Here is a 6,636-nt window from a genome sequence, read left to right as displayed (position 1 = left end):
GAAGGAGCCCAGATCCAATGGATGTTCACGACCCAAACGGCGCGCGAAAAACTCCGCAAGGCCTACCCCGTCAAAGAGTCATAATCTCTGTGGCGTGGTACTAGGAGTTGTTGCCAACCCAAGAGGTACATCATGTCCCGAGACGCAGCCCTTGCTCAAATCAGCGCCGCCAAAGGCAGCCTTGATCGGGCCGTCGTCACCCAAGGCTGCTGGGGCGTGGAAGGCGACGAGCCGACGCGGCTCATGCTGATCCACAACTTCAAGTTGAACAAAAAGGGGGCAATCTTCCATGTCCGCATCGGCTATGACGAGGGCTGCCTCCATTCCTGAACAAATCGGTCCGCAAGCTGCGGATCGATTGACCAAGCGTTCCGCCGGGCGGTTTCGCGCCCGTTACCGAGTATGCACGACATGATGCTAGACACCGCCGGGAGGACCGGTTTCGAGGAAAGTCACGCAATCTTTCGGGACAGCGTCCGACGCTTCATGAACAAGGAACTCGTTCCCAACATCGCGCGGTTCGAACAGGAGGGCACCAGCGATCGGTCCTTTTGGCTGAAGGCTGGAGAAGCCGGTTTGCTGTGCCCGCAGGTGGATGAAGAATTCGGCGGTCCAGGTCTCGACTTTCGATTCAATGCGGTCGTGGCTGAGGAACTGGCCTATGCCGGCTCCCAGATCGCACTCGGCGTGCATTCCGACATTACGCCTGACTACCTTCTGGAATGGGGCACGTCCGAGCAGAAACAGGCTTACCTGCCCCGCGTGGTCTCGGGCGAGTGCATATCAGCGATCGTCATGACCGAACCGGGCGGCGGGTCCGACCTTGCCCGGCTCCGAACAAGCGCGCGTCGCGATGGCGAACGATTCGTCGTAAATGGTGCCAAGACTTTCATAAGCAACGGCCAGAACGCCGATCTCCTCGTCACCGCCGTGCGCACTGGTGGCAACGGCGCAAAAGGGATTTCCCTGCTTCTGATCGACGCCGATCTCCCCGGCGTCACGCGCGGCCGAAACCTCGACAAGATTGGGCAGCATTCCTCCGATACCTCGGAACTGTTCTTCGAGGATGTCGAAGTACCTGCTGACCGTCTGCTGGGAGCAGAGGGCCACGGTTTTGCCTACATGATGCAACGTCTGCCGCAGGAGCGCTTGAGCATAGCAATCTCCGCACAAGCCATGGCGCAGCGCGCGTTCGACGAGGCGCTGGCCTATACCAAGAGCCGGAACGCTTTCGGAAAGGCCGTCTTCGACTTTCAGAACACCCGCTTCTCTCTGGCCGACCTTGCCACCAGGCTGCAGATCGGATGGGCCCACATCGACTGGACCATAGGCCGCCTCACCAAAGGCACACTAACCGCCGCCGAAGCATCAGCCGCCAAGCTATGGCACACCGAAACACTGTGGACCATTGTCGATGCGGCGCTGCAGCTCCACGGCGGAGCCGGTTACATGAACGAATATACCATCGCACGGCTGTGGCGCGATGCCCGGGTTCTGCGCATCTACGGCGGAACATCCGAGATCATGAAGGAAGTCATCGCCCGAACACTCTGACACCCCGCGGGGCCAAGGGCGCCCGGCGCCATCGTGGCCGCGCCGAACACGCACTCTCCGATTGGAGGGCGCAGCGCCCGTCCTGACCCGGGTTCAGAACGTCGGCGGCCATGTACAGTCAGCTCTCGTTCGAGCCCAACGCAACTCGGGAATGTAAGGATAGCGCGCATTGATGCTCGCCCGGCGGTCGCCGGGAAAGCGTGGGAAAACACGCCCGGTATATTCAGAAACCACTTCGAATCCGAGCATCCGGAGCTCTTCTTCGGAGAGCCGCTCATAGACATCGTCATGATCCGATCTGGGTAAACAAGCATAACGCGGGGCGCAATCAGGACGGCACCCTTACATTCGTCATCGCGCATCGCGATCCCGGCTTCGGAAACTGGTTGCCAACTGTCGGTCATGACCAGGGATTCGCGCTCTTGCGCTGGGTAAGCGCCAAGGAGGCGCCCGTTCCTACATCTCGCCTGATCACGCTGAGCGAGGAACGGCCGCCGACACTTTGAAGTGACGCCGGACGGTTCCGCCCGAACGCGACGCACTTCAAGTGGAAGTCCGATGCACAAGTCGGGTCATTGGAGATCAATGCTCCCTAACAAGGACAGCCGCCGTCGCAAGCAGCGTGCATGTCACGCCCGCCGCCGGCCCCTTTAATGATTTCAGGCCGATCGCGAACCAGATCTAACAGTCCGCTAACGCGCTCTTCATGATCTTACCCGATGCGTTGCGCGGAAGTTCATCGACGATCCTGAAGCTGCGGGGAACCTTGTAGTTCGCCATATTCTCGCGCGACCAGCACATTAGCGCTTCTTCGCTGATATCTATGCCTGGCCGCGGGACCACGAACGCCCTGCCCACTTCGCCCAGCCGCTGGTCCGGGACGCCGACCACCGCCACCATGCCCACCGCCGGATGGGCCGAAAGCAGCTTTTCGATTTCAGCCGGATAGCAGTTGAAGCCACCGGAAATGTACATGTCCTTCTTGCGATCGGTGATGCGCAGGTAGCCCTGCTTGTCCATGGTACCAACATCACCGGTGTGCAGCCATCCCTCGCCATCGATCGTCTTGGCGGTTGCCTCCGCGTCATCGAGGTAACCCAGCATTACGCCGGGGCCTCGCACGAAGATTTCGCCCGTCTCGCCTCTGGGAAGTTCACGGCCCTCATCGTCCGCCACGATGACTTCGTGCCCCGGCATGGCGACACCGCAGGTCGACGCGATCAGTTCGGCGGCGTCCCCTGGCCGACAGCTGGTGATCGCCAGGCATTCAGTCATGCCGTAAGCCGTGATGATGTCCCTGATCCCCAATTCCGCGCGAATCCGCTCGATCAGTTGCGGTGGAACCATCGCAGCACCGGTCGTCCCGCCGCGCAGCGAAGAGCAGTCGAACGGTTCCTTGTCGTGCTCGGCAAGAAGCATCTGAAATATCGTCGGCGGCCCGGGCAGGAACGCGATCCGCTCCCGCTCGATCAGTTCCATGGCCCCCTTCACGTCGAACTGCGGCATGGGGACGATTACCGCCCCGCTCACGAGGCAGGCGAGCCAACCCACCTTGTAGCCGAAGGAATGGAAGAAGGGATTGACCAGTAGATACCGCTCACCCCGCGTCAGCCCGGTATTGGCGATCCAGGCAGCGCACAGGGGAACCACGCGCCCATGTGTCGACATTACCCCCTTGGGCGCTCCCGTGGTGCCGGAAGTGAACATGATGTCCGAAAGCGTATCGGCGTCGAGCGAGGCAAGGATGCGATCAATGCGCGGATCATCGTCGCGGCCCTGCCCGACAACTTCGGCGAAGCCGTCGTCCAGCATGATCGTTGCACGAAGGTCCGGGAGATCTTCATCGACGATCAGGGCCTGATAGTCGATGCCGAGAAACGCGCGCACGGTGAACAGCAGACAGGCACGGCTGCGGCGCAGGATGTCGCCCGCCTCGCGTCCCTTGAGGCGCGTGTTGAGCGGAACCACGGCCGCCCCGCAAGCCTGCGCGGCGATCGCCGCGACCACCCATTCCCTGCTGTTGGGCGCCCAGATCGCGACGCGGTCCCCCGCCGACACGCCGCGATCGAGCAGGGCCGAGGCCGCACGCCGGCACTCTTGCCAAAGCTGCGCGAAGCTCAAGGTCTCCCCGTCTTCAATCACGGCCGGGGCGTTCGGCCACAACCGGGCCGCTCGCTCGGCGGCGTGAGGAATGGTCCGGGGAAGCGGGTCGCCCATTGTCAGGCGACCTCGAACAGTCCAGCCGCGCCCATACCGCCGGCAATGCACATCGAGACGACGACATATTTCACGCCGCGCCGCTTGCCCTCGATCAGCGCGTGGCCGACGAGCCGGCTGCCGGTCATGCCGAAGGGATGGCCCAGCGCGATCGCACCGCCATTGACGTTGAGCTTTTCGGGGTCGATCCCCAGTTTCTGCTGGCAATAGACCGCTTGACTCGCGAACGCCTCGTTGAGTTCCCACAGACCGATGTCGTCCACCGAAAGCCCCGCGCGCTTGAGCAGCTTGGGAATCGCGAAGACGGGACCGATGCCCATCTCTTCGGGATCGCAGCCCGCAACCTGGAAGCCGCGATAGACGCCCAGCACCGGAAATCCTTCCTTCTGCGCAGTGGCAAGGTCCATGACGAGTTGTGCCGATGCCCCGTCGGACAGTTGCGAAGAATTGCCCGCGGTAATGTGCCTGCCTTCCTTGACGACCAGCCCGTCCTTGAAGACGGGCTTGAGGGCGGCAAGGCTTTCAAACGTCGTTCCGGCGCGAATTCCCTCGTCGCGCGAGATCGTCACAAGTTCCCGCCGGCCTTCCTCAAGCGCGGGGTCCTGAACCAGTTTCTCAACCGTGATCGATACGATCTCGTCGTCGAAACGCCCGCCTTCGCTCGCAGCAGCCGCTCGCTGCTGGCTCTGGGCGGCAAAGGCATCCTGTTCTTCGCGGCTGATGCCATAGTGGTCGGCGACGATTTCTGCCGTCTCGATCATCGCCATGTAGGCATGGGGATCGCGCACCTTCACGGTTACCGAGCGGTTGCGATAGGTCGGCTGGTGCTTGCCTATCGTCAATGAGATCGATTCCATGCCGCCGGCAATGGCGACATCCACCTCATCGGCGATGATCCCGCGCGCGGCCAGGGCAATGGCGTTCAGGCCGGAGGAGCATTTCCGGTCGAGCGTGAAGCCCGAAGTTGTGTTGGGTAAACCCGATGCGTGAACGGCAAGACGGCCCAGGTTGTAGCTTTGCGTGTTCCACTGGTTGCCAACGCCCAGATAGACATCGTCCACCCGCGCGGGATCAATTCCGGAACGACCGAGCACGGCATCGACGACATGCGCGGCAAGGTCAGGCGCCTCGGTGTCGTTAAAGGCGCCCTTGTATGCCCGCCCAATGGCGGTGCGGGCGGTCGTGACAATGGCTGCTTCGCGCATCTCTCAAGTATCCTTGTTGACCGGATTGAAATTCGCTTCACCGAAGAAGGCCTGCATATGGCGAATCTTGCCCTCGGCATCGAAATGGAACACATCGACCACGTCGATCCGCATGGGTTGACCTTCCCACATAAGATCGACGTGAAAGGCGAAGGCCGCGTAGGCGGGGCCGGTACGGATGGGTCCGTCGAGCGTTACTTTCGCGCCCGAACCGACCGTACCGATGAAGAACGGTTCGTACTGCGCCCGGCCTTGCCTGGGCTCACTGCCTACCGGATCCTCGACCACCGCATCCTCCGCGAAGAGGGCAAGCAGGCTGCCAACATCCTCGCGGGCGAACGCCTCGACGTAGGCTTCTACAGCCGTGACCATCTGCTCGCGCGTGGGCATCACGTCTCCTCCGGGAAATAGCGGCTGATCGTGTCGATGACGCATGCCGGCCGGTCCGATCCTTCGATCTCGACAGTCACGCGCACGGTCGACTGAATCGCGCCCTTGATCTCTTCCACAGCGACGATCTCGCCGCTGCCGCGAATGCGCGAGCCGACCTTAACCGGCGCGAGAAAACGAAGCCTGTCGGTTCCGACATTAACAGCGTGCGCGAAGCCCTGGACTTCGATCAGTTCCGGGAGGAAATAGTTGACGAGGCTGAGCGTCAGATACCCATGCGCGATCGTCGCGCCGAACGGCCCTTCGGCCGCGCGCACCGGATCGACGTGGATCCACTGGTGATCGCCGGTAACCTCGGCAAAGCCGTCGATACGCCGCTGATCGATCTCCAGCCAGGGGGTGACGCCCAGATCCTTGCCTTTCTGGCCCAGCAACTGGCGGGGGTTCAGATAGAGTTTCGTCACGCTCAGGCCCTCTGGCTCGATACCGGCACGACTTCGCCAGTCATGTAAGAAGACAAGTCGCTGGCAAGGAAGATCATTACATTGGCGACTTCCCACACCTCGGCAGGGCGTCCGAACGCCTCGCGCGCGGAAAGCTGTTCGAGCAGTTCGTCGCTGGTGACCTTGGCCAGGAAGGCATGCATGGCGATTGAGGGCGCGACCGCATTGATGCGCACGTTGTGCTCGGCCGCCTCTACAGCCGAGCAGCGCGTGAAGGCCATGACGCCGGCCTTGGCGGCGGCATAATGCGCCTGCCCCTTTTGCGCGCGCCAGCCGAGCACCGAGGCGTTGTTGACGATCACGCCCGACTTGCGTGCGTACATGCCCGGCAGGAAGGCGCGGCTCATCCGGAAAACGCTGTTGAGCGTCACGTCAAGCACGCGGAACCACTGCTCGTCGGTCATGTCCACGACCGGCACCTCACCGCCAAGACCGGCGTTGTTGATCAGCACGTCGATGTGGCCAAGCTCGCGCAGCGCCGCTTCTTGCAGCGCATCGACCTGGTCCTGCGCGGTCACGTCGCAGGTGAAGGTGGCCGGCTTCTGTCCGGTTTCCTCCGACAGCCGCTCGGCGGCTTCACCGAGCCGGCGCTCGTGATAGTCGCTGATGAGCACACGGGCGCCTTCCTCGATGGCGCGCCGCGCCGTGGAATAGCCTATGCCTGTCCCGGCGGCAGCGGTCACGACCACCGTCCGGTCCTTCAGAAGGCCATGTGATTGGGGATATGGCGGAGCGGTCATGTCTCTATCCTTGAATGAAGCGGGCGC

7 protein-coding genes are annotated in these 6,636 nt (G+C 62.3%); 2 read left to right on the top strand and 5 right to left on the bottom strand.

Annotated elements, in window-relative coordinates:
- Positions 1-132: 132 nt before the first annotated feature.
- Together IEX32_RS13630 and IEX32_RS13625 are read left to right on the top strand one after the other, a co-directional pair.
- A complete protein-coding gene (locus tag IEX32_RS13630; protein ID WP_188772088.1) occupies positions 133-330 on the top strand; it encodes a hypothetical protein in 198 nt (65 codons plus the stop codon).
- 84 nt (positions 331-414) lie between these two features.
- Positions 415-1,554 (top strand): acyl-CoA dehydrogenase family protein, encoded by a 1,140-nt coding sequence (locus IEX32_RS13625; RefSeq protein WP_188772095.1) that lies wholly within the window; start codon positions 415-417, stop codon positions 1,552-1,554.
- A 681-nt stretch (positions 1,555-2,235) separates the two neighbouring features.
- On the opposite strand, the gene IEX32_RS13620 is transcribed toward IEX32_RS13625, so the two are convergent.
- The 5 genes from IEX32_RS13620 to IEX32_RS13600 are packed head-to-tail and all read right to left on the bottom strand — an operon-like array spanning position 2,236 to position 6,609.
- Positions 2,236-3,771: a FadD3 family acyl-CoA ligase gene (locus tag IEX32_RS13620; protein WP_188772087.1), complete on the bottom strand. Its 1,536-nt coding sequence runs from the start codon at positions 3,769-3,771 to the stop codon at positions 2,236-2,238.
- Between the two features lie 2 nt (positions 3,772-3,773).
- Entirely contained in the window at positions 3,774-4,976 is a 1,203-nt protein-coding gene (locus IEX32_RS13615; protein ID WP_188772086.1) for a thiolase family protein, read from the bottom strand.
- 3 nt (positions 4,977-4,979) lie between these two features.
- On the bottom strand, positions 4,980-5,366 hold the full coding sequence (locus tag IEX32_RS13610; RefSeq protein ID WP_188772085.1) for a nuclear transport factor 2 family protein: 387 nt from the start codon (positions 5,364-5,366) through the stop codon (positions 4,980-4,982).
- A complete protein-coding gene (locus IEX32_RS13605; protein WP_188772084.1) occupies positions 5,366-5,830 on the bottom strand; it encodes a MaoC family dehydratase in 465 nt (154 codons plus the stop codon). The genes IEX32_RS13610 and IEX32_RS13605 overlap by 1 nt, the downstream gene beginning before the upstream one ends.
- Before the next feature lie 2 nt (positions 5,831-5,832).
- Positions 5,833-6,609, bottom strand: coding sequence for an SDR family oxidoreductase (locus IEX32_RS13600; protein WP_188772083.1), 777 nt, complete (start codon positions 6,607-6,609; stop codon positions 5,833-5,835).
- Between the last annotated feature and the right edge of the window lie 27 nt (positions 6,610-6,636).

The organism is Novosphingobium endophyticum (assembly GCF_014640675.1).
In the GTDB taxonomy this organism is placed as follows: domain Bacteria; phylum Pseudomonadota; class Alphaproteobacteria; order Sphingomonadales; family Sphingomonadaceae; genus Novosphingobium; species Novosphingobium endophyticum.
This window is presented reverse-complemented; position numbering and strand designations above follow the sequence as displayed.